The 18,890-nt window shown below is 72.7% G+C and carries 23 protein-coding genes; 5 read left to right on the top strand and 18 right to left on the bottom strand.

Going from position 1 to position 18,890, the window contains the following annotated elements; translation table 11 throughout:
- Positions 1 to 80 precede the first annotated feature (80 nt).
- The 3 genes from HTV45_RS25420 to HTV45_RS25410 all read right to left on the bottom strand — a co-directional run bounded on the left by HTV45_RS25420 (position 81) and on the right by HTV45_RS25410 (position 2,014).
- The gene (locus tag HTV45_RS25420; protein WP_215208205.1) at positions 81 to 788 is read right to left on the bottom strand and encodes a hypothetical protein; all 708 of its coding nucleotides are present in this window, start codon (positions 786 to 788) and stop codon (positions 81 to 83) included.
- Positions 789 to 925: 137 nt separating this feature from the next.
- Positions 926 to 1,726, bottom strand: coding sequence for an RNA polymerase sigma factor SigF (locus HTV45_RS25415; protein ID WP_215208204.1), 801 nt, complete (start codon positions 1,724 to 1,726; stop codon positions 926 to 928).
- Between the two features lie 147 nt (positions 1,727 to 1,873).
- A complete protein-coding gene (locus HTV45_RS25410; protein ID WP_215208203.1) occupies positions 1,874 to 2,014 on the bottom strand; it encodes a hypothetical protein in 141 nt (46 codons plus the stop codon).
- Between the two features lie 162 nt (positions 2,015 to 2,176).
- Between HTV45_RS25410 and HTV45_RS25405 the strand changes: the two genes are divergently transcribed.
- Entirely contained in the window at positions 2,177 to 2,569 is a 393-nt protein-coding gene (locus tag HTV45_RS25405) for a DUF2795 domain-containing protein (protein ID WP_215208202.1), read from the top strand.
- Positions 2,570 to 2,732: 163 nt separating this feature from the next.
- Entirely contained in the window at positions 2,733 to 3,275 is a 543-nt protein-coding gene (locus tag HTV45_RS25400; RefSeq protein WP_215208201.1) for a type 1 glutamine amidotransferase domain-containing protein, read from the top strand.
- A gap of 280 nt (positions 3,276 to 3,555) precedes the next feature.
- Here HTV45_RS25400 and HTV45_RS25395 read toward each other — a convergent pair whose 3' ends face one another.
- Positions 3,556 to 3,843 carry a DUF6158 family protein gene (locus HTV45_RS25395; protein ID WP_215208200.1) on the bottom strand — a complete coding sequence of 96 codons (288 nt, stop codon included), beginning with the start codon at positions 3,841 to 3,843 and terminating at the stop codon, positions 3,556 to 3,558.
- A gap of 60 nt (positions 3,844 to 3,903) precedes the next feature.
- Between HTV45_RS25395 and HTV45_RS25390 the strand changes: the two genes are divergently transcribed.
- Positions 3,904 to 5,010 (top strand): Vms1/Ankzf1 family peptidyl-tRNA hydrolase, encoded by a 1,107-nt coding sequence (locus HTV45_RS25390; protein ID WP_215208199.1) that lies wholly within the window; start codon positions 3,904 to 3,906, stop codon positions 5,008 to 5,010.
- A gap of 116 nt (positions 5,011 to 5,126) precedes the next feature.
- On the opposite strand, the gene HTV45_RS25385 is transcribed toward HTV45_RS25390, so the two are convergent.
- Positions 5,127 to 6,746: an ABC-F family ATP-binding cassette domain-containing protein gene (locus HTV45_RS25385; protein ID WP_215208198.1), complete on the bottom strand. Its 1,620-nt coding sequence runs from the start codon at positions 6,744 to 6,746 to the stop codon at positions 5,127 to 5,129.
- Between the two features lie 152 nt (positions 6,747 to 6,898).
- Between HTV45_RS25385 and HTV45_RS25380 the strand changes: the two genes are divergently transcribed.
- On the top strand, positions 6,899 to 7,720 hold the full coding sequence (locus HTV45_RS25380) for a methyltransferase domain-containing protein (protein WP_215208197.1): 822 nt from the start codon (positions 6,899 to 6,901) through the stop codon (positions 7,718 to 7,720).
- An 85-nt stretch (positions 7,721 to 7,805) separates the two neighbouring features.
- Here HTV45_RS25380 and HTV45_RS25375 read toward each other — a convergent pair whose 3' ends face one another.
- From HTV45_RS25375 to HTV45_RS25315, 13 genes are all read right to left on the bottom strand, one after another.
- The gene (locus tag HTV45_RS25375) at positions 7,806 to 8,129 is read right to left on the bottom strand and encodes a gas vesicle protein K (protein WP_215208196.1); all 324 of its coding nucleotides are present in this window, start codon (positions 8,127 to 8,129) and stop codon (positions 7,806 to 7,808) included.
- A complete protein-coding gene (locus HTV45_RS25370) occupies positions 8,126 to 8,314 on the bottom strand; it encodes a gas vesicle protein (RefSeq protein WP_103544850.1) in 189 nt (62 codons plus the stop codon). The genes HTV45_RS25375 and HTV45_RS25370 overlap by 4 nt, the downstream gene beginning before the upstream one ends.
- The gene (locus HTV45_RS25365; protein ID WP_215208195.1) at positions 8,311 to 9,090 is read right to left on the bottom strand and encodes a GvpL/GvpF family gas vesicle protein; all 780 of its coding nucleotides are present in this window, start codon (positions 9,088 to 9,090) and stop codon (positions 8,311 to 8,313) included. The genes HTV45_RS25370 and HTV45_RS25365 overlap by 4 nt, the downstream gene beginning before the upstream one ends.
- Positions 9,087 to 9,428, bottom strand: coding sequence for a gas vesicle protein (locus HTV45_RS25360; RefSeq protein WP_215208194.1), 342 nt, complete (start codon positions 9,426 to 9,428; stop codon positions 9,087 to 9,089). The genes HTV45_RS25365 and HTV45_RS25360 overlap by 4 nt, the downstream gene beginning before the upstream one ends.
- Positions 9,425 to 10,648, bottom strand: a complete 1,224-nt coding sequence (locus HTV45_RS25355) for an SRPBCC family protein (RefSeq protein WP_215208193.1) — start codon at positions 10,646 to 10,648, stop codon at positions 9,425 to 9,427. Before HTV45_RS25355 ends, HTV45_RS25360 begins: the two co-directional genes overlap by 4 nt.
- Positions 10,645 to 11,247, bottom strand: coding sequence for a DNA primase (locus HTV45_RS25350; protein ID WP_215208192.1), 603 nt, complete (start codon positions 11,245 to 11,247; stop codon positions 10,645 to 10,647). Before HTV45_RS25350 ends, HTV45_RS25355 begins: the two co-directional genes overlap by 4 nt.
- Positions 11,244 to 11,507 carry a gas vesicle protein GvpG gene (locus HTV45_RS25345; RefSeq protein ID WP_215208191.1) on the bottom strand — a complete coding sequence of 88 codons (264 nt, stop codon included), beginning with the start codon at positions 11,505 to 11,507 and terminating at the stop codon, positions 11,244 to 11,246. Before HTV45_RS25345 ends, HTV45_RS25350 begins: the two co-directional genes overlap by 4 nt.
- 4 nt (positions 11,508 to 11,511) lie before the next feature.
- Entirely contained in the window at positions 11,512 to 12,285 is a 774-nt protein-coding gene (locus tag HTV45_RS25340; protein WP_215208190.1) for a GvpL/GvpF family gas vesicle protein, read from the bottom strand.
- Positions 12,282 to 12,716 (bottom strand): gas vesicle structural protein GvpA, encoded by a 435-nt coding sequence (locus HTV45_RS25335; protein ID WP_215208189.1) that lies wholly within the window; start codon positions 12,714 to 12,716, stop codon positions 12,282 to 12,284. Before HTV45_RS25335 ends, HTV45_RS25340 begins: the two co-directional genes overlap by 4 nt.
- Positions 12,717 to 12,769: 53 nt before the next feature.
- Complete coding sequence (locus tag HTV45_RS25330; protein ID WP_215208188.1) at positions 12,770 to 13,165, bottom strand: gas vesicle protein; 396 nt, start codon at positions 13,163 to 13,165, stop codon at positions 12,770 to 12,772.
- 106 nt (positions 13,166 to 13,271) lie between these two features.
- A complete protein-coding gene (gene ligD / locus HTV45_RS25325) occupies positions 13,272 to 14,198 on the bottom strand; it encodes a non-homologous end-joining DNA ligase (RefSeq protein ID WP_215208187.1) in 927 nt (308 codons plus the stop codon).
- Positions 14,195 to 16,045 (bottom strand): transketolase, encoded by a 1,851-nt coding sequence (locus HTV45_RS25320; protein WP_215208186.1) that lies wholly within the window; start codon positions 16,043 to 16,045, stop codon positions 14,195 to 14,197. The genes ligD and HTV45_RS25320 overlap by 4 nt, the downstream gene beginning before the upstream one ends.
- Complete coding sequence (locus HTV45_RS25315) at positions 16,042 to 17,685, bottom strand: FAD-dependent oxidoreductase (RefSeq protein WP_308309750.1); 1,644 nt, start codon at positions 17,683 to 17,685, stop codon at positions 16,042 to 16,044. Before HTV45_RS25315 ends, HTV45_RS25320 begins: the two co-directional genes overlap by 4 nt.
- 144 nt (positions 17,686 to 17,829) lie before the next feature.
- On the opposite strand from HTV45_RS25315, the gene HTV45_RS25310 reads away from it, so the two are divergent.
- The gene (locus tag HTV45_RS25310; RefSeq protein WP_215208185.1) at positions 17,830 to 18,792 is read left to right on the top strand and encodes an LLM class F420-dependent oxidoreductase; all 963 of its coding nucleotides are present in this window, start codon (positions 17,830 to 17,832) and stop codon (positions 18,790 to 18,792) included.
- The last annotated feature ends 98 nt before the right edge of the window (positions 18,793 to 18,890 follow it).

Here is an 18,890-nt window from a genome sequence, read left to right as displayed (position 1 = left end):
TCGGCCAGTCAGTACCCAGCGTGCCGCGTGTCATGGGTGCCGGTCATGGTCGCGCGGCCCGCAACCCCGGGCGGCCGGTGTCAGGCGTCCGTGCGGGTGGTGCGGTCCCGGTACAGGCGGTGGGCGGCGGCGCCGAACGCGCCCGCGATCAGCAGGCCGCCCGCGGCGAGGGCGGGCACGGAGTCGGTGAAGGCACCGCCCCCGCCCGCGTCGACGCCCTGGTGGGCGGGGGCGGAGGCGGGGACGCAGTGAGCGCTGCCGGACGCGGTGGGCTTCGGCTTCACCGGTTCGGGTTCCACGGGTGCCGGTTGTACGGGGGCGGGTTTCACGGGGGCGGGTTTCACGGGGGCCGGGTCCAGCGGCTCCGGTTCGGCGGTGCTCGGGCCGGCGGTCCTCGGATCCGTGGTCCCGGGCTCCCGGGCCTGCGACGCGGCCTCGTCGCCCGCCGGGGGCGGGATCTCGGCGTCCTCGGGGACGGCGTCCGGGATCATCGCCTCCGGATCGAGGAGCTCGCCCTCGAGGCTCTCGCCGAGGGCCTCCTCTCCGGGGGGCTCCGCCTCCAGGACCTCCGGTCCCGGGACCTCGCCGTCGGCCGTGCCCGGCTGGGCGCTGTGCGGCGCGTACCCTTCCCGGCCGTGCCCGCCGGGCTCCGGGCAGGGCGAGTGGGAGGCCGTGCCCCACGACGGTCCGCCGCCCGGCGCCGTCCCCGCGCACGCGGCCGGGGCGAGCGCGCCGAGGACCGTACCGGCGACGGCGGCGAGGGACAGGGCACGGGCGGTGCGACGCATGGTGCGGGCTCCTTCGAGCGACGGCGGGACACGGCGATCGGTTGCCCCACAGCCATCACAGCCCGCCCGTCACCGCGCCGCGCGCGGCCGGACACCAATGGCGGGCCCCCGCGCACCCGAGCGGGTGAACAGGCCCGTCAGTCCTCGTCGGAGTCGCTCATGACCTGCTCCCGGACCCGGCCGCAGCAACGGCTGATCAGCCGGGAGACGTGCATCTGCGAGATGCCCAGCTCCTCGGCGATGCCGCTCTGGGTCATGTCGCCGAAGAAGCGCATGTAGAGGATGGTCCGCTCCCGCTCCGGCAGCGCGGCCAGCCGGTCCCTGACGGCTTCGCGGTCCACCACGGTGGCCAGCGCCGGATCGGGCGCCCCGAGGACGTCGCCCAGCGAGTAGCCGTCGTCGCTGCCCGGCAGCGCGGCGTCCAGAGACAGCGCGCTGAAGCTCTCCAGCGCCTCCAGACCGGTGCGTACGTCCTCCTCGCCGAGACCGGCGTGCTCGGCGATCTCGGCCACGGTCGGGGCCCGCCCGGGGATGCTCTGGGAGAGGTCCTGGGAGGCAGCGCGGACGCGGTTGCGCAGTTCCTGCACCCGGCGCGGTACGTGCACGGTCCACATGTGGTCGCGGAAGTGCCGCTTGATCTCGCCGGTGACGGTCGGCACGGCATAGCTCTCGAAGGCGTTGCCGAGCCCGGGGTCGTACCGGTCGACTGCCTTCACCAGCCCCAGCGCGGCGACCTGGCGCAGATCGTCGAAGCTCTCGCCGCGGCTGCGGAACCGGCCGGCGAGACGGTCGGCCATGGGCAGCCAGGCCTCGACGATCTCGTCGCGGAGCGCGTCGCGTTCCTCACCGTCGGGCAGTGCGGCGAGCCTGCGGAAGGCGGCCGCGGTGTCGGGGGCGTCGTCGTGCGGGTGGCGCTTCGCGGTCGCTCGGATCGCCATGGTGCGTCGCCTCTCCCTCGGAGGTGCTCGGGGACGTCACCGCGGGAGGGCGCACCGGCAGGGGAACAGGTGCGCCCGCTGCGGCACCGGGCCGCTTCCACGGACGTGCCTCCTGTCCGAAGCACTTCACCCGCGCGTGCCCCCGCGTCACCGTCGCAAACTTCCGAGCCCGGGTTCGGCGGGTTCCTCAGGTGGCTGCACGGGCGGCAGCAGGAAGTCTTCGTAGCGGCCCAGCAAAAGGATCACACCGAGCATGAAGGACGGGACGAGCAGGGCGAGCACCGCCATCGCCGGACCTTTCCCAAAGAGGCTCGTGGGGGGTGTCTCCCCTCGGGTCTCCCCGGGCCCCGGGGCCAAACCCCGGGCCATGACGATCCACTGCCCGAACCCCGTGTCGGCCTCCGCTCGCCGGGTACGCGGTGCGGACCCCCGAAGGATCTGGAGGGAGACATGCAGCGAGGCAGTGACCGGCTCAGCGTCCACCGTGACGACGAGATGAAGCACGAACTGCAGGGCCTGCTCAGGTCCGGGCACCCCACCCGCACCGAGGAGTGGAACGACCCGGAGCCGTTCGCCGACGACGACCCCGAGGTCGCCCGCGGCCCGGTGACACCGGGCCGCGGCCCGACATCACTGGAGTCGGTCCGGCTGGAACTGGCCAGGACCCTGACCCGCGGGACGTTTCCCGCCGGCCCGCGCGAGCTGATGCGCGCCCTGGACCGGCGGCACGCCCCCGACGCACTGATCGAGGCGCTGGAGCGGCTGCCGCGCCAGGCCCGCTACGGCAACGTGCAGGAACTGGCCGAAGCGCTGACCGGGACCCGGGAGACGGAGACCGCGTGACCGGCCGGTCCGCGGTGTCGCGTCCGGGCCGTCCCGCGGGCGGCCGGGCGTGGTGCCGGCACCGGCGGGCCCCGGCCGCAGCGCCCTGTACGGGAGCCGCGTACGACCGCCGCGGAACACCGACGAGCCGCGGAACACTGACGAAAGGAACGTGGGAAGCATCATGCGCATCGCATTTCTGACCGCACCCGAGGGTGTCGAGCAGGTGGAGCTGACCGAGCCGTGGCAGGCGGCCGTGGACGCCGGTCACGAGGCCGTGCTCGTGTCCACACAGTCGGGCAGCATCCAGGCGTTCAACCATCTCGACAAGGCGGACACCTTCCCCGTGCAGGAGGTCGTCGGCGAGACCTCGGCGGACTCCTTCGGCGGACTGGTGCTGCCGGGCGGGGTGGCCAACCCGGACTTCCTGCGCATGGACGAGAAGTCCGTGGCGTTCGTGCGGGACTTCTTCGAACAGGGCCGTCCGGTCGCCGCGATCTGCCACGCCCCGTGGACCCTGATCGAGGCCGACGTCGTACGCGGCCGGGAGCTGACGAGCTGGCCCAGCCTGCGGACCGACGTCCGCAACGCCGGCGGGACCTGGGTCGACGAGCAGGTGAAGATCTGCGACCACGGGTCGAACAAACTGGTCACCAGCCGCAAGCCGGACGATCTGAAGGCGTTCTGTGAGACGTACCTGGAGGTGTTCGCGGCGGAGGCGGGCTGACGTCCGTCACGTCCTACGGCCCGGCACATGCCGCAGGGGCTCGCGCGGACGCGGGCCCCTGCGGCATGTGCGGCGGCGGTGGCACGCGGTCCGTGCGGCCGGTACACGCGGTCCGGTTGCCCGCATCACGCATCACCGCATCAGGTGGCCGGAGGGCCGGAGGCAGGTCCCCGGCGGACGGGGTCGCAGGGGGTCGCAGGGGGTGGCGGCGCGGTCCGGTGGCCGGGTGAGGTGCACCCGGCTCCGTGCCGGAGGCCTGCGTCGCGCCCGGCGCCCGCGGTCAGGTTCCCGGAGTTGTGGGTACCGTCGCGTTCGCGGCGCTCCGCTCGCGGGCCCCCTCACGGGTGCGGCCCGCGGCCACCGGGCGGCGCGGGTTGCGGCGCAGATACTCGCCCTCCAGTTGCGCCATCCGGTCGTTGTGGGCCCGCAGCGCGCCGTTGGAGCCGTACAGCAGCGTGTCGTGGCGCGTGCGGTGGATGGTCTCCAGCTCCTTCATGAGCTGCTGGTCGTCCAGGCGGTCCGGCTCGACTCCGGTCATCGTGGTGCCCCGTTCGTCGTGTGCGTCCATGGGCTCCGGGTACCCGCCCGGCGGCACGAGCACTACCCGCACGGCAACCGGGAGGGAACCATGGAACTCGCATTCCTGAATCCACTCTACGAACGTCCCGGCCCCTGGGCCTCCGTATACGTCGACACCTCCCGGCACACGGAGAACACCGCCCAGGAACGGCAGCTGACGGCCCGCGCGATGGCACGGGAGCTGGCCGGCCAGGGTGCGGACGAGGCGACCTGCCAGGCGGTGCAGCGCGCCGTCGAGGAGCTGCGGCCCTCCGGCGAACCGCGTGGCCGGGCCCTGTTCGCCCGGGACGGCGAGGTCGTCCTCGACCCGCCGCTGGCCCGGTCCCCCGAGCGGGACTGGGCCACGTGGGCTCCGCTGCCCCGGGTGGCACCGCTGCTGGAGCTGGCCGGTGAGGACCCGGTGTGCGTGGTCGCCTACGTGGACCGCAGGGGTGCGGACTTCGAACTGCGCAGTGCCCTCGGCCGCGACGACGCCGGCGGGGTCACCGGGCGACAGTGGCCGCTGCACCGGACCGCCTCCGCGGACTGGTCGGAGCGGCACTTCCAGCTGCGGGTGGAGAACACCTGGGAGCACAACGCGGCGGAGATCGCCGACGCGCTCGCGGTCTGCCAGGAGGAGACCGGTGCCGATCTGCTGATCCTGGTCGGTGACGACCGTGAGCGGCGCGCGGTGCGCGAGCGGCTTCCGCAGCGGCTGCACGATCTGATCGCCGAGGCTTCGCACGGCGCGGGCAGCAGGCTGCTCGACGACGACGTCGAGCGGATCCGTGCGGAGCACGTCCACGGTCGCGCCGCCGCCGAGCTGGAGCGGTTCCTCGCCGCCCGTGGGAGCGGCGACGAGGGTCGCGCCGGGGCGGTGGAGGGGGTGCCCGCGCTGGTGGAGGCCGCGCGGGAGCACCGGATCGGCGAACTGCTGATCCGGCCGGACGGGCCGGACGCGCACCGGGAGGTGTGGATCGGTGAGGATCCGGACCAGCTGGCCGTGCGGCGCACCGAGCTGAAGGTGCTGGGTGAGCAGAACTCCTGGGCGGCGCGGGCGGACGACGCGCTGATCCGGTCGGTGGTCGCCACGGATGCGCCCGCGCTGGCGGTCGACGCGGCGGGGCCTCCGCAGGACGCCCCTGCCGGCGGGCTGGGAGCATTGCTGCGCTGGTGAGGTGGGAGTGGGGGAGCACGGGTTTCTGCGCTCCCGCCGCCCCTTCCCGTCCCTTCCCGTCCTGGGGGCTTCGCCCCCAGACCCCCGTTCGCGCGGTCCCCGCGCCCCTGAGGGGGTCAGCGGGAGCGGGCCACGCGGCGTTCGTCCCAGACCGGTTCCGGGGTTTCCCGGACGTGGCCGTCCTCACCGAAGACCAGGTAGCGGTCGAAGGAGCGGGCGAACCAGCGGTCGTGGGTGACCGCGAGGACCGTGCCCTCGAAGGCCTCCAGGCCCTCCTGCAGTGCCTCGGCGGACTCCAGGTCGAGGTTGTCGGTGGGCTCGTCCAGCAGCAGGGCCGTGACACCCCGGAGCTCCAGCAGGAGGATCTGGAAGCGGGCCTGCTGGCCGCCGGAGAGCCGCTCGAAGGTCTGCTCGGCCTGGCCGGTGAGTTCGTAGCGGCGCAGCCGGGACATGGCGGCTCCGCGGTCCTGGGCGTGTTCCTTCCACAGGATGTCCAGGAGGGTGCGGCCCTCCAGCTCGGGGTGGGCGTGGGTCTGCGCGAAGTGGCCGGGCACCACGCGGGCGCCGAGGCGCCACCCGCCGGTGTGGGCCACGTCGTCCCCGGCGAGCAGCCGCAGGAAGTGCGACTTGCCGGAGCCGTTGGAGCCGAGCACGGCGACCCGCTCGCCGTAGAACACCTCCAGGCCGAACGGCTTCATGAGGCCGGTGAGTTCCAGGTTCTCGCAGGTGACCGCGCGGACGCCGGTGCGGCCGCCCTTCAGGCGCATGGTGATGTTCTGCTCGCGGGGCGGCTCGGGTGGAGGGCCCGCTTCCTCGAACTTGCGCAGTCTGGTCTGGGCGGCGTGGTAGCGGGAGGCCATGTCCGGGCTGTTGGCGGCGGCCTGGCGCAGGTTCAGTACGAGCTTCTTCAGCTGGGCGTGCTTCTCGTCCCAGCGCCGGCGCAGTTCCTCGAAGCGGGCGAAGCGTTCGCGCCGCGCGTCGTGGTAGGTGGCGAAGCCGGCGCCGTGCACCCAGGCGTCGGCGCCGGCGGGGCCCGGTTCGAGGGAGACGATGCGCTGGGCGGCACGGGCGAGGAGTTCCCGGTCGTGGGAGACGAACAGGACCGTCTTGCGGGTCTCCCCGAGCCGTTCCTCCAGCCAGCGTTTGCCGGGTACGTCGAGGTAGTTGTCGGGCTCGTCGAGGAGGAGGACCTGATCGGTGCCGCGCAGCAGCGCCTCGAGGACCAGCCGCTTCTGCTCGCCCCCGGAGAGGGTGCGGACCTGGCGCCACTGCGCCCTCTCGTACGGGATGCCGAGCGCGGCCGTGGTGCACATGTCCCACAGGGTCTCCGCCTCGTAGCCGCGGGCTTCGGCCCAGTCGGCCAGGGCCTGCGCGTAGGCGAGCTGGGCGGCCTCGTCGTCGACGGTCATGAGGGCGTGCTCGGCCCGGTCGACGGCGTGCGCCGCTTCCCTGATCCGGGGTGTGGCGACGGAGACGAGCAGGTCGCGTACGGTCGTCTCGTCCCTGACGGAGCCGACGAACTGGCGCATGACGCCGAGGCCGCCGGTGACGGTGACGGATCCGCCGTGCGGTGTGAGTTCGCCGGCGAGGAGGCGCAGCAGGGTGGTCTTGCCCGCGCCGTTGGGGCCCACCAGGGCCATCACCGCGCCCTCTCCGACCCGGAAGGACACATCGCCCAGGAGGGCCCTCCCGTCGGGGAGGTAGTACTCGAGATGTGCTGCTTCCAGGTGGCCCATGGTGGGGATTGTGCGGGGTCGCCGACGCGGGTGGCAAACCGATCAAGGGAGACCGCGTGTCCAGTATGTGAAACGCGGGTCTCATCATGCGGGTGGTGCGGGTAGCGTGAGCGTTCTCCAACGAGCGACGAGAGCGGAAGGGGTGGGCCCGTATGCCACAAGCACGGGAGACCGCCGTCTACACCCACGGGCACCACGAGTCGGTACTGCGGTCGCACACATGGCGGACCGCGGAGAACTCGGCGGCGTACCTCCTCGGGGCGCTGGAGCCCGGTACGCGGATCCTGGACGTCGGGTGCGGGCCGGGCACCATCACCGCCGACCTCGCGGCGCTCGTCCCCGACGGCCACGTCACCGGTCTCGACCGGGAGCCGCGGATCCTGGAGCAGGCCCGGGCGGTGGCCCGCGAACGGGGACTGACCAACATGGACTTCGCCGCGGGGGACGTGCACGCACTGGACTTCCCGGACGACTCGTTCGGCGTGGTCCACGCCCACCAGGTGCTCCAGCACGTGGGTGATCCCGTCCGGGCGCTGCGCGAGATGCGCCGGGTGACCGCGCCGGGCGGGCTCGTCGCCGTACGGGACTCGGACTACGCGGCGATGACCTGGTACCCGCCGTCGCCCGGCATGGACGACTGGCTGGACCTGTACCGGCGGGTGGCACGGGCCAACGGGGGCGAGCCGGACGCCGGGCGGCGGCTGAAGTCCTGGGCGCTTGCCGCGGGGTTCACCGACATCACCGCCGGCTCGGACACCTGGACCTTCTCGACCGCCGAGGAGCGGTCCTGGTGGAGCGGGCTGTGGGCGGACCGCACCGTGGCGTCGGCGTACGCCGAGCGCGCCGTCGAAGGAGGCCACGCCACCGCCGAACAGTTGCGGAAGACGGCCGCGGCGTGGCGCGCGTGGGGCGAGCGGGAGGACGGCTGGTTCGGCGTGCTGCATGCGCAGCTCCTCTGCCGCAAGGAGCCCTGAGCACGGCCGGCAGCCGGGTTCCCCGGGACACCACGGTCCCGGGGAACCCGGCTGCCGGCGCGGTGGACGCCCGGTGACCGGGGGCTCAGTTCCGGGGAAGCAGGGGTCCGAGCGGTCCGAGGTCCAGATTCAGGTCCTCCGGCCGCAGCCCGTACCGGTTCCGCAGTTCCGCCATCCGGTCCTCGAGCAGCATGAGGGTCAGCCCGACCCGCTCCTCCTGCTCCTCGCTCAGATCGCCCTCGTCGAACCGGCGCAGCGCCTGCCGTTCCATGAGCTGGCGCAGCAGCTCCACGACGGTGAGCACCAGTTTGATCAGATCACGTTCGACCGTGTCCGGCTCCAGGTCGAGCCGCCCCCGCCGGCCGCCGTGCGGCTCGACGGGGTGGTCGGGGTCGGGGGCGGTCGTCACGGTGACTCCTCGAAGGGGGACGGGACCTGCGCGTTCACCGAGCTGATGAGTGCGTTGAGGTCGATACGGACCAGGTCGACGTCCGCGATGCGCAACGTGATGTCGCCCTTGATGACGACTCCGCCGGCCAGCAGCCGGTCGAGCAGGTCCACCAGGGCTATCTCGCGGCGTTCGACGACGGTCACACGCCCTCCTTCCCCGCCGATTCCTCGCCGGCGAAGGAGTAGGCCGCCCAGGGTCCGGTGAGTTCGACGCGGATGCCGGGGGCCCCGTCCTTCGTCCGGTCCACCTGCTCCACGAACTCCTCCGACCTCACCCGGGGCACCAGGTACGCGGCGTTGAGCACATTGCGTCCGGAGGCGCCGGAGAGCGCCGGGTTCTGCGGCGCGTGCAGCCGGGAGTCGTCGGCGCTCCCGGAGAGGGTCTCGTGCAGCCGGGTCGCGAAGGTCTCGGCCTGCTGCCACAGGTCGTCCTGCGACCTGGTCTGCATACGGCGCTGCCGCAGGTAGTCCCGGCCGGACGCCGGCTTCGGCGACGGCGTGGCGGGCGTCTCCGGCGCCGGCTCCGCCTCGATGAACACCTTGACGCCCCACTCGACCCGGCCCTCCAGCCGGTCCAGGGTGCGCAGAAAGCCCTCCTCCCGCCCCTGCAGCATCGTCCGCACCCCGCTGTCGTCGCGGAACACGGTGCCGAGCCGCAGCGGCAGCGGGGTGGTGACGGTGGTGAGCGCGTCGATCACGCCCTGGTGGGCGCGGGCGACACCGGTCAGCCAGTCCAGGTCCTCCAGATGCGCGCGCAGCGGCTCCTCCGCGAAGTCCGCCTCCGGCACATGGCTGACGACCGCCACCAGGTCCCCGTGCGGCAGCAGGCGGGGCGGATCGCCGCCGACTCCGGTCAGCTGCGACTGGAGCGGCGTGCCGAAGGGGCGGCAGACCGCGTAGACGTACCGCAGTCCGGTCACGGGCTCTCCTCCTGTGCGCTGCGGGACTCCAGTCCCAGTTCCTCCAGCCGGGCCAGCCGCTCACGCAGCTCCGCGTTCTCCCTCGTGAGTTCGTCACGGCGGGCTCGGGAGGAGAGCGCCGGGTCGGACTCCCACCAGTCGATGCCCATCTCCTTCGCCTTGTCGACGGAGGCGACGACCAGGCGCAGTTTGATGGTGAGCAGTTCGATGTCGAGCAGGTTGATCCGGATGTCACCCGCGATCACGACACCCTTGTCCAGCACCCTTTCCAGGATGTCGGCGAGATTGGCGCCGCCGCCCTGTCCATAGGGATCGGGGAGCCGGCTGGGGGTGGTCATCGGCGGCTCCGGCTCTCGTCGCGCTCGTCCTCGGGCTCCGGCTCGGGCTCATCCGCCCCGGCCTCGGCCTCGGTGTCCTCGTCCTCGTACTCCTCCTCCGGGTACTCGTCCTCGTCGTACTCGCCGGCGGGCTCCTCCCCGGACTCCGGCTCGTACTCCTCCTCGGAGTCCTCGGAATCCTCGGGCTCGGAGTCCTCGGGTTCCGTGCCGGGCTCCTCCTCGTCCTCGTACTCCCGGTCCTCGCCGTACTCGTCGTCCGGGGCCTCGTCGTCGCGGTGCTCGTCCTCCGAAGCCTCGCCCTCACCGGAGTCGGCTTCCTCCTCCTCGGCCAGCGCGTCCTCGTGGCTGCGGACGACCTCGCCGTCGCGGATCTCACCGCGCCAGCTGTCCTCGGCCTCGCCCTTGATGGTGATGAAGCGGGCGAAGTTCTTCAGGTCGAGCCGGGCGCGGCGGCCCTGGGCGCGCCAGATGTTGCCGGTCTTCTCGAAGAAGCCCGACGGGTAGTACTCGATGACCAGCAGGACCCGGGTGAGGTTGTCGCCGAGGCTGTGGAAGGAGACGACGCCCTTCGTCGAGCCCTTGGCGCCCTCCGAGGTCCAGGCGATGCGGTCGTCGGGGACCTGCTCGGTGGTCTGCGCCTTCCAGCTTCGGCTCGACCACCAGATCTTCGCCTGCCAGTCCGACGTGGTGTCGTCGGCCTTGCCGGCGCTCTTGACGCCCTTGGCGAAGGTGCTGAAGTCCTGGTACTGGGTCCACTGGTCGTAGGCCGTGCGCAGCGGCACCCCGACGTCGATGTGCTCCATGATGACGGTGGGCTTGCTGCCGGACGAGCGCTTGCGCTTGCCCTTGCCGCCTCCCAGACCCTTGAACGCGTCCTTCACCTTGTCCTTCGCCTGCGAGGCACCCACCTCCACGGCGCTGCGCAGCGGCCCCTTGCCCTCGGCGAGCTTGCGGCCGCCGTCGGCGGCGATCTTGGCGAAACCCGGGCTGTTGCCCTCGGCGATGTCGTTGAGCTTGTTCGTGGTGTCGCCGAGCTTGTGGCCGAGGCCGCTCAGCATGCGGGTGGCCTGGGCCGCGAGGTACTCCTGCAGCTCCGACTTCAGCCGGTCCGCGGCCTCGCTGTGGGCGATGTCGGCGAGCGGGTTCTTCGTCGCGCCGTCCGTGGCCCCGTTCGCTCCGTCGCGCGCGGCGGAGCCGGCCTTTCCGAGGGTCTCGGTCATCGCTCACCGCCTCCCTTCGACGTACGGGGACGCTCGGCCCGGGGGCCGGGCGCGCTCTTCTTGGCGGCCGCCTTCTTGGCGGGAGCCGTCCTCTTGGCCGCGGCCTTCTTCGCCGGCCCGGCCTTCTTCGCCGGCGCCTTCTTGGCGGCGGCCTTCTTCGCCGGCCGCTCGGGAGCCGGCTCCTCCTCGCGGTCCTCGGCGTCCTCGCGGTCCTCGCGGTCCTCCGGTTCCCCGTCGGCGTCCTCGGCGTCCTCGGCGTCCTGCGCCCGGTCCCGCCGGCCGCCGCCGCTCAGCTCCTCGCGCATCTCGGCGGTACGGCCGTGCAGCCGGTCGGCGAGCGAGCCGAGCTGCCGCTCGACCAGCGCACCGGAGGCGGCCTTGCCGACCCCGCGCAGATCGCCGCGCAACTGATCGCCGAGCTCCTTGAACTGCGGGTTGTCGCGCAGTTGCCGGGACAGCAGATCGGCGACCATCCGCGGGCTCAGATTCAGCTTCTTGCCCGCCACCAGCCCGCCGACGGCGACCGCCATCTTGAGCTTCTTCGTCCGTCCGAGGAGATATCCGGCCCCGATCGCGAGGCCCATTCCCATTCGATTCATCGTGCCGTCCCGTCCCCGCTGCCCGCACCCGTGCGCGTCGCGGTCTCCAACCGGTCGAGGAGCTCGTCCTCCTGCCGGTCGAACTCCTCCTCGGTGATCTCTCCGGCTTCCAACTGCTCCTCCAGGCGGGCCAGCTCGGCGCGGATCGTGGCAGGGTCGTAGTAGATGCGTTCCGCTTCCTGCACCACCTGCCCGATGGCCCAGCCGCCTGCCCGCACCGGTGCGAACGGCAGCAGCAGCACTTCCGAGATCAGGCCCATCACGTCACCTCGTTCCGGTCTCCGCCCCACCCGCGGACGTCCCCGCCGGCTCGGCCGGACCGGGCTCGACGAAGCTGTACGGGGGAAGCGGACCGTTCAGACGTACGTCGAGGTGGGGCATGTCCTTGCGGACCTGCTCCACCGCGGCCAGGAACTCCTCCGCGGCCTCCCGCTTCACCAGGTATGAGACGTTGGCGAGCCAGCCCGTGGACTCGGGGCCCACGCTCACGGCGTCGGCGGCCCCCTCCAGGGCGTTCTCCAGCGCGGTGCCGTCCTCGGACTCCTTGGCCTTGACCGCCGCGGCGACCATCTCGCCGAGCCGGATCTTGTCCTCGTAACCACCACCGCCGGACTGGCGGTTGGCCTCCGCGAGGGCGCGGATCTCCGGGTTGCCGGCCATCACGTGGTGCAGTACGGCCTCCTCGACGTGGTTGGCCTTGACGTTGTACTCGACCCGGTCGTCCAGCGCCTGCAGCCGCTCGAGGTAGTGCTCGGCACGCTCGTCGAGGACGCCGGTGACGGAGTCGTCGTCCGGGGCGACGCTGCCGAACCGCATGGGCAGCACACAGCCGGCCGCGCCGATCTCGCTGAGCACGTTCTGGTGGGCGAGCAGCTCCCTGCGCTTGGGACGCAGTCCCTCCGGGGCGTCGCTGACGACGGCCGCCAGCTCGCCCTGCCTCAGGACGCGCACCGGACGCGCCGGATCACCGACCCCTCCCATGCCCTCGGGCAGTGCCGGGTGCGACGCCGCCGTGATGCCGTAGACATAGGTGCTCACTCCTGCTCCTCCTTCCGGCGGGCGGCCGTGCTCTTGCGGGCCCGCGGACGGGACTCGGTCTCGCGCTCGGAGCCCTCCTCACGCGACTGCTTGAAGGCGTCGGAGATGGTTTCGGCGGCACCGGAGAGAGCGCCCTTGGACTTGCCGCGGGCACCGGACTCGGTGACCTCGCCGACGATCTCGGGCAGGCCCGGGCTCTTGCGCGGCCCGGCCTCGAGGTCGAGGCGGTTGCACGCCTCGGCGAAACGGAGATAGGTGTCGACGCTGGCGACGACGACACGAACGTCGATCTTCAGGATCTCGATACCGACCAGGGACACGCGCACGAATGCGTCGATGACGAGCCCCCTGTCCAGGACAAGCTCAAGCACGTCGTAGAGGCCGCTGCTGCCGCCTCCACCGCCGGACTGCTGTGCCGGTACAACTGTCATGCCGGACATCCCTCCTTGTGTCTGTGGTCACGGGCCGGGTCCGCCCGGGCGGCTCAGCGGCCGGAGCCGCGCGCGTCGGCTCGTCCCCGCTCGTAGCGGCGGACCCGCCGGTAACCGGTGAGCTGCCCGTCCGGGTCCAGCTCCACCTGGTAGCTCGCCATCAGGCTCATCGTGTCGGGCACGCGCTCGAGTTCGAGAACCTCGACCTCCAGCGCCCAGCCCTCCTCCGTCTGCTCGAAGGACGACACGGACTCGGCTTCCATCCCGGTGAGCTCCGCGAGCTGTCCGCGCGCCTCGCGCAGCACCTGCATCGGGCTCGGGCGTTTCGTGTTTCTGTTGTCGTCGGTCTGCTTGCGCGACCTCGGTTCGTCCTGGGAGCCGCGGGATTCCCGTGCTTCCCGGGACTCCCGTGAACCCTGTGACTCTTCGGTGTTCTTCGTGTTCGACATGGCCACCTCCCCCTCCGTGTGGCCGCAAGTCTGTTCGCCAAACCTCCCCGCACTCACCCGGTTGCCACGGCCGGGTGGCACCCCGGCCGCTCCCGTGCTCCCGGATTCAGTCCCGCAGCCCCGCCAGCCTGCGCCGGGCCGGACCCAGCGCGCGTCCCCGGCTCAGCAGGCCGTCCCACGGGTCGGTGCGGGCCTGTTCGACGGCGTCGGCGATGGTCCAGCGGCGGGCGTGCAGCTCCGGATCGTCCAGCTGGTCCCAGGAGACGGGCACGGCGACGGGGGCGCCCGGCAGTGCGCGGACGGTACAGGGCGCGACCGCGGTCTGCGCGTAGGCGTTGCGCTGGATGTCGAGGTAGAGCCGGTCGCCGCGGTCCTTCTTGCGGGCCGCGGTGGTGAGCCGGTCGGGGTGGGCGCCTGCGAGGGTCTCGGCGACCTCGCGGGCGAAGGCGCGGACGTCCTCGAAGTCGTGGTTCCCGGTCAGCGGGACGATCACGTGCAGGCCCCGGGAGCCGGTGGTCATCAGCGCCGAGGGCAGGTTCAGCTCCTCCAGCAGCTCCCCCAGCAGCCGCGCCGCGTCCCGTACCGTCCCGAAGTCGTCCCCCGAGGGGTCGAGGTCGAACACCAGCCGGTCGGGGTGGCCGGTCCGGCGGGTGCGGGACAGCCAGCGGTGCAGGGTGATGCTCGCCTGGTCGACGAGGAAGAGGAGGGTGGCGGCACTGTCGCACACGGTGTGGGTGACCGTGCCGCCCTCCTTCGCCACCTCGGCGCGGGTGATCCAGCCGGGGTAGCCCTCCGGGGTGTTCTTCTGCATGAACGTGGGGCCGCCGATGCCGTCCGGGCGCCGGTCCAGCATCAGCGGACGGCCCCGCAGGTGCGGCAGCATGTACGGGGCGACGGCCAGGTGGTAGTCGGCCAGGTCGCCCTTGGTGTACTCGGGGACGCCCGCGCCCCCGGGGAAGAGCACCTTGTCCGGCCGGTGGATCTCCACGGTGCGGCGGCCGGCCCGTACGGTGCGCGACCCGTCGCCGCTCACGACACGACCGCCTCCCCCACCAGCAGCCGGCCGGCCGCCGCGATCGACGCGGCGTCGATACCGGCCGCGTGCAGCTGCTCCTCCGGAGAGGCCGACCCCGGCATGTTCCGTACGGCGAGGCGCACCAGGCGCGGTACGGGGCGTCCGTCGCCGAAGGCCTCCGCCACCGCGTCGCCGAGGCCGCCCTCGGGGTGGTGGTCCTCGACCGTCATCAGACAGCCGGTCTCCTCGGCGGCGGCGCGCAGGGTCTCGCGGTCGACCGGCTTCACCGAGTACAGGTCGATCACCCGTACGGCGATGCCCTCGCCCTCCAAAGCCTCCGCGGCGGCGAGCGCCTCGGGCACGGTGACGCCCGCGGCGACCAGGGTGAGCCGGTCGCTGCCGGAGGAGCGCAGCACCTTGGCTCCTCCGACCGGGAACTCCTCGTCGGGGCCGTAGATCACCGCGCTCTCGCCTCGCGAGGTGCGCAGGTAGCGGATGCCGTCGAGGTCGGCCATCGCGGCGACCAGCCGTGCCGTCTGGTTGGCGTCACACGGGTACAGCACGGTCGAGCCGTGCACCGCGCGCATCATCGCCAGGTCCTCCAGACCCATCTGACTGGGCCCGTCCTGGCCGATGGCGACGCCGGCGTGCGAGCCGACGAGGCCGAGGCCGGAGCCGCTGACCGCCGCCATGCGGATGAAGTCGTGGGCGCGGGTGAGGAACGCCGCGAAGGTGGACGCGTACGGCGTCCAGCCGCGCGCCGCGATGCCCACCGCGGCCGCGATCATCTGCTGCTCGGCGATGTAGCACTCGATGTAGCGCTCGGGATGTTCCTTGGCGAAGAACTCCGCGCGGGTGGAGTCGCCGACCTCTCCGTCGAGGGCGACGACGTCGTCACGGGCGGTGCCGAGGGCGGTCAGCGCCTCTCCGAAGGCGTTGCGGGTGGCCACCTCCTCGCCCTTGTCCCAGCGGGGCAGATCCGGGGTCCCGGTCCGCCGGCCGGCCGGCGCCCCGTCGGGCGGCGCCGGTGCCTGCACCCGCAGGCGGACGTCGCGCGGGCCGCCGAGTTCGGCGATGGCCTCCTCGGCCTCCGGCAGCGGCTTGCCGTGCAGGCCCTCGCGGTCCTGGACCGACCCGACGCCCTTGCCCTTGAGGGTGCGGGCGATGATCGCGGTGGGCTGGCCGCTGGTGGAGAGCGCCTCGCCGTAGGCGCGGTCGACGGCGTCCACGTCGTGGCCGTCCACCTCGACCGTGTGCCAGCCGAAGGCCTGGAAGCGGCGGGCGTAGGCGTCGAGGTCGTGACCGTGCCGGGTGGCGCCGCGCTGGCCCAGCCGGTTGACGTCCACGACCGCCGTGAGGTTGTCGAGGTTCTCGTACGCGGCCTGCTCGGCCGCCTCCCACACCGAGCCCTCGGCCAGCTCGCTGTCCCCGCACAGCACCCAGACCCGGTAGCCGGTGCGGTCCAGCCGCTTGCCGGCCAGCGCGATGCCGACGCCGACGGGAAGGCCCTGGCCCAGGGAGCCGGTGGCCGTCTCGACCCAGGGCAACTGCCGGGGGGTGGGGTGTCCCTCGAGGCGGCTGCCCTTCTCCCGGAAGGTGAGCAGTTCCTCGTCGTCGATGGCGCCGGCCGCCTTGTAGGTGGCGTACATCAGGGGCGAGGCGTGGCCCTTGGACAGGACGAAACGGTCGTTGGCCGGGTGGTCGGGGCGGTCGAAGTCGTAGCGGAAGTGGCGGGCGAACAGGACGGCCATCAGGTCCGCCGCGGACATGGACGACGTGGGGTGCCCGGAGCCCGCGGCGGACGCGGCGCGGACACTGTCTACGCGCAACTGCTGCCCGAGAGCGACGAGTTCACCGGTGTTCATGAGTCTCCTTCGGTAAAGCGGTCGGTACGCCTGACGGGTCCGGGCGCGACGTCCGGCCCGAGCGGCGGCGCGGCGGCGGGCTGGTCCCTCGCGGGCTCTCCCCCGGGCTGGTCCCTCGCGGGCTCTCCCCCGGGCTGGCTCTTCGCCGGCTCTCCCCCGGGCTGGCTCTTCGCCGGCTCTCCCCCGGGCTGGCTCTTCGCCGGCTCATCCCCGGGCTGGCTCTTCGCCGGCTCACCACCCGGCCGGCTGCCTGCCGGTTCACCGCCCGATCGGCTCTGCGCCGGTTCCGCGCCCGGCCGGGACGACTCCCGGTCCGGTTCCCGCTTCCGGCGCGGCCCGCCCGGTACGCGTGGCAGTTCCGGGGACGACGTGTCCAGCGGCACCGACCAGGACCGTACGAGACCGAGCTGGACGGCCTGGCGCGGCAGTACGGCGTCGAGGAGCCAGTCGGCGGCCACCCGCACCCGGTTCCCGGGCATCGCGGCGAGGTGGTAGCCGCGGGTGACCGCGCCCGCGGCCACCCCGGAGAGGTTGACGCCGAGCGGGTTGGCGGCGGCCTTGACGCCGCCCAGGTCCACCACGAACCCCATGTCCTTGTGCCGGTAGGCACGCCGCTCACCGTCACCGAACGACGCGGCGATGTTCTGCCCGCACACCTTGCCCTGCCGCCAGGCGTGCTGCGCGGTCATCGGGGTGTACGACCCCGGCTTCTCCAGATCGGGCACCGCCGCCGCGTCACCGCAGGCGAACACCTCCGGCCGGCCCGGCACCTGCAGGTGAGGGTCGACCAGCAGCCGGCCGCGTTCCATGGGCAGCCCCAGGGACTCGGCGAGCGGATCGGGGCGGACGCCCACGCACCACACCACCGTCCGCGTGTCGACGAACTCCCCGTCGGTCAGCAGCACTCCCTCGTGTGTGGCCTCCTTCACGGAGGTGCCCATCCGCACGTCGACGCCCCGTTCGCGCAGCACGCCGTCGGCCGTGCGCGAGAGCCGTTCGTCCAGCTCGGGCAGGACCCGGTCGGCGATGTCCAGGAGCATCCAGCGCGGCCGCATTCCGGTCCGCATGGGATGCTTCGCGACCTGCGCGTCGGTGAACAGCTGCCCGTGCGCGGCGACTTCGGTGCCGGTGTACCCGGCGCCCACCACGACGAAGGTGCAGCGGGAGGCACAGCTCCCGGGGTCGTCGGTGGCAGCGGCGAGTTCCACCTGACGGGTCACGTGGTCCCGCAGGTACAGGGCTTCGGGCAGGCCCCGGAAGCCGTGCGCGTGCTCGGCGACACCGGGGATCGGCAGCAGCTTGTTGACGCTGCCGGCCGCGAGGACCAGCCGGTCGTAGGAGAGGGTGCCGCCCTCGCCCTCGGGCCCGGTGTAGTGCACCTGCCGCGCGTCCAGGTCGATGCGGTCGGACTCCCCCAGCACCAGCCGTACGTGCGGCAGGGTGCCGGAGAGGGAGACGGTGACCCGGCGCGGCTCGAGGATGCCGGCCGCGACCTGGGGCAGCAGCGGAAGGTAGAGAAAGTAGTCGGTCGGGTTGAGCAGGATAATCTCGGCGCGGCCCTTGGCCAGCCGGGACAGGGTCTGCGCCGTGCGGTATCCGGCGAAGCCGGCACCGACGATCACTATGCGGGGTCGACTCACGGTTCGCCTCCGGCGCTGTCGCGTACGTCGGGAGACTTCCGCGTCCCCCTGGCGGGCACCGCCAAACGTCCGGCCGGTTTCCGCCCTGGCCCCCGGGTACCCGGCCCGCGTCCCGAACCACCCCATGTCGCGGAGGCACCCCCCATGCCCGAGTACGGCTATTTCCTCTCGTGCGAGCAGTACGGCCCCGCAGAGCTGATCGAGCAGGCGCGGATGGCCGAACAGGCCGGCTTCCAGGCCCTGTGGATCTCGGACCACTTCCACCCGTGGAACGACGCGCAGGGGCAGAGCCCCTTCGTGTGGTCGGTGATCGGCGCGCTGTCCGAGGCGGTGTCCCTGCCGGTGGGAACGGCGGTGACCTGCCCGACCGTGCGGACACACCCGGCGGTGGTGGCGCAGGCGGCGGCCACCAGCGCGGTGATGTCGCCCGGGGAGTTCCGGCTGGGTGTGGGCACCGGCGAGGCCCTGAACGAGCACATCGTCGGAGCGCACTGGCCACCCGCACACGTCCGCCTGGAGATGCTGGAGGAGTCCATCCAGGTGATGCGCAGGCTGTTCAGCGGCGAGGAGGTCAACCACCACGGCACGCACTACACGGTGGAGAACGCCCGTCTGTACACCGTCCCGGACGAGCCCGTCCCGATCGACATCTCGGGCTTCGGTCCGGCGGCGACCAAGCTGGCGGCCCGGGTCGGCGACGGCTACATCACCATGATGCCGGAGGCCCCGATGGTCGAGCAGTACCGCAAGGGCGGGGGCGGCGGAAAGCCGGTGAGCGGCGGCACCAAGGTCTGCTACGGCACCGACCGTGACGCGTGCGTGCGCACCGTGCACCGGCTCTGGGCGAACGAACAGCTGCCCGGCGAGCTGGGGCAGGTGCTGCCGTCACCGAAGCACTTCGAACAGGCACAGACGCTGGTCACGGAGGACATGGTGCGGAAGAACCGGGTGTGCGGCGACGACGTGGACGAGCATGTCGCCGAGCTCCGCCGGTTCGCCGACGCGGGCTTCGACCGGATCTACGTCAACCAGATCGGCCCGGACCTGCGCGGCTTCTTCGACTTCTACCGCACCAAGGTACTGCCGCAGCTCCAGCAGGCCGGCTGAGCCGGACGGGAGGCCGCGGCCTCCCGAGGTCCACGGCAAGGGCTGCGACACGGCCGATGGTCCGCTCCCCCGCCGCGCGGCGGGGGAGCGGACCATCG

Source organism: Streptomyces sp. CHD11, assembly GCF_018638295.1.
Lineage (GTDB): Bacteria > Actinomycetota > Actinomycetes > Streptomycetales > Streptomycetaceae > Streptomyces.
The sequence above is the reverse complement of the archived record's forward strand: the minus strand, read 5'-3'. Positions and strand labels throughout refer to the sequence as shown.